The sequence below is a fragment of the Sandarakinorhabdus sp. genome, from assembly GCF_032115815.1.
Lineage (GTDB): Bacteria > Pseudomonadota > Alphaproteobacteria > Sphingomonadales > Sphingomonadaceae > Sandarakinorhabdus.
The window spans coordinates 1-2,525 of sequence record NZ_JAUMBI010000134.1 but is presented as its reverse complement, the minus strand read 5'-3'; the positions used below and the strand labels follow the sequence as shown (position 1 = coordinate 2,525).

Genomic DNA, 2,525 nt, shown 5'->3' with positions numbered 1-2,525 from the left:
GGCCGGCGCCCCCCAACTGCGTCAGTGCCGTCACCGTGAAACTGGGGCCGGTGCTGGAGGCCAGATCAAATGCAATCGGCGGCGTGGCGAAGTTATAGGTCGCCAGCCATTCATCCAGCGCGAATGGCGGCAGTTCCACTATGCCTTCCTGCGGCCAAGGATGGCGGTCACCGCCAGATCAGCCGTCACATTGCCCAGCGTGCGAAACACGTCGGGCACCAGTTCCACCGCCAGCAGCACCGGCAGCACGGCGATGGGCACGCCCATGGCATTGGCGATTGGCACGCAGGCGGCGAGGAAGGTGATGGACCCCGGAAGCCCGCCGGTGGAAACCGCCGCCACCAGCGCGGCCAGCAGCGCGCCCAGATAGGCCAGCGCAGTATGGTCCATGCCGTAAAGATGGCCGCAATAGAGGACGACGGCGACGTTGGCGCACGGTGAGGTGATGCGGAAGATGCTCACCGCCAAGGGCAGCACAATGCGACTGGTGGCTTCCGGCAGGCCCAGCCGTTCGGCGCCATCGAAGATGGCAGGCAGGCTGGCAATGCTGGACTGGGTGGAGACCGCGACGGCCTGCGCCGGCAGCACGGCACGGGCAAAGGCCAGCGGGCCGACCCTGCCGAAGATTATGGCGAGGGGATAGACAAGGATGATCAGGCCCACCTGCACCAGCACCAGCACGGCGATATAATGGCCCAGCAGGCCGAAGGCACCCAGCCCGGCCTTGATGCCGACACTCACCGCCAGCGCAAACACGCCCAGCGGCGCGATCACGAAGATCCAGCCAACCAGCACCAGCATGGCATCCTTCACCGCATCGAACAGGCCAACGAGATTGCGCCGGCGATCATCGTCAAGCCGGGTCGCCGCCAGCGCGAACACGGCAATGAAGGTGACGACCGGCAGCATGTCACCCTTGGCCAGCGAATCGAAGATGTTGGCCGGCACCAGGGACAGGAGCCATTTGCCGAGATCGATCTTGATGTCGCCCACCGGCGCGGCTCCGGCGCTGTTGGCCACGATGGCGGCCGCGGCGGCCGGAGGTGCCGGCCACCAATCGAGCAGCAGGGGCACGAAGATCATCGACCACAGGGCGGAAAAGATCAGCAGCACCAGGAATGCCATCAGCGCCCGTCCGGCGGTTCGGCCGCCGCCGGCCTGACCCACCGATTGGGCAATGCCGGTGAACAGCAACCCAGCAATCAGCGGGATGATCGTCATCTGCAGCGCCTGCAGCCAAAGATTGCCGATGGCGTCCGTCACCGGCAGCAGCGGTTTGCCGATGTCAGCCGGCAGCAGGGCGCCCACCGCCAGGCCGGCCAGCAGCGCGAGGAAGATGCGCAGCGTCAGGTTCATTTCGCGGCCTCCGCACCGGTCAACGTGCCCATGGTGACATAGAGCTTGGCCAGATCATCGACGCCCATGGAGGGCACCGGTTTCACCCGGCTCGGTTCGACAAATAACAGGCCACCACCCACCGGCACCGGTGCCGTGGGGATCAGGATGAGCTGGCGCGGTCCCTGGCCGAAATCATGGACGTGAGGGCTGGTGAGCAGCGCCAATGCCTCGACGGACTCGCCAAAGCTGACCGAGACGACCGACATGCCGCTCATTTCGCCGCCCGGCGATGAACCCATCATCCGCACGAACTGCGCCAGCGGGCGATACAGCGGGCCAAGCACCGGGATGCGGGCGATCAGGCCATCCAGCCCGCCCTCCAGCCGCTGGCGAAAGCGGGTCTGTACGGCAATGCCGATCAGCCAGACCAGGACCGCTGCCATGCCCAGCCCAGCCCAGAAGGCCGCCAGAGGCGACGGCGTGAAGAACATGCCGGCCTGGCCCAGCGCTTGACCCAGCGGCGTGTTGGGGCCCAAGGCGGCGATCAGATAGCCTGCCAGCCAGTTGAGCAGAATCAGCGTCAACAGCACCGGGGCCAGGAACAGCAGCCCGGTGGCGAAAGGGCTGAGAAATTTGCGGATCAAAGGCCCGCCAGGATCGCGTCGCCCATGGCCGTTGTGGTCATGGTGCCGCCCAGATCGGGCGTACGGGCGCCCTTGTCGAGCGCTGCTTCCACGGCGGCCTCTACCTTGTCTGCCAGTTCCGGTACCCCCAGGCTGTAGCGCAACGCCATCGCGAGGCTGAGCACGGCGGCGCACGGGTTGGCCACACCGCGCCCCGCGATATCGGGGGCAGAGCCATGAATGGGTTCATACAGGCCCGGCATGCCGGCATCACCAATCGCGGCCGAGGGCAGCATGCCGAGCGAGCCGGTGAGCATCGCTGCTTCATCGGACAGGATATCGCCGAACAGATTGTCAGTGAGGATCACGTCGAACTGCCGCGGATTTTTCACCAGCTGCATCGCCATATTGTCGGCCAGCATGTGAGACAGCTTGATGTCGGGATATTCGGCATCGCGCAGCGCCTGCACATCCTCGCGCCACATCAGCCCGGCTTCCATCACATTGCCCTTTTCCGCCGAGCAGACCTCGCCCTTGCGGGCGCGGGCCAGTTCAAAGGCGATC

Annotated in this window: 3 protein-coding genes; all 3 read right to left on the bottom strand. The window is 65.9% G+C overall.

Features of this window, described 5'->3' with window-relative positions:
- Window positions 1-138: 138 nt before the first annotated feature.
- A complete protein-coding gene (locus RT662_RS07925) occupies window positions 139-1,356 on the bottom strand; it encodes a cation:dicarboxylate symporter family transporter (RefSeq protein WP_313670168.1) in 1,218 nt (405 codons plus the stop codon).
- On the bottom strand, window positions 1,353-1,982 hold the full coding sequence (locus RT662_RS07920; RefSeq protein WP_313670167.1) for a DUF502 domain-containing protein: 630 nt from the start codon (window positions 1,980-1,982) through the stop codon (window positions 1,353-1,355). The genes RT662_RS07925 and RT662_RS07920 overlap by 4 nt, the downstream gene beginning before the upstream one ends.
- Window positions 1,979-2,525, bottom strand: a 547-nt coding sequence (locus tag RT662_RS07915; RefSeq protein WP_313670166.1) for an isocitrate/isopropylmalate family dehydrogenase, incomplete at its 5' end; no start/stop codon positions are given. The genes RT662_RS07920 and RT662_RS07915, both read right to left, overlap by 4 nt.

Excerpts from the sequence above, each read along its gene's own strand:
- RT662_RS07925 (WP_313670168.1), bottom strand. The coding sequence starts at position 1,356 with ATGAACCTGACGCTGCGCATCTTCCTCGCGCTGCTGGCCGGCCTGGCG.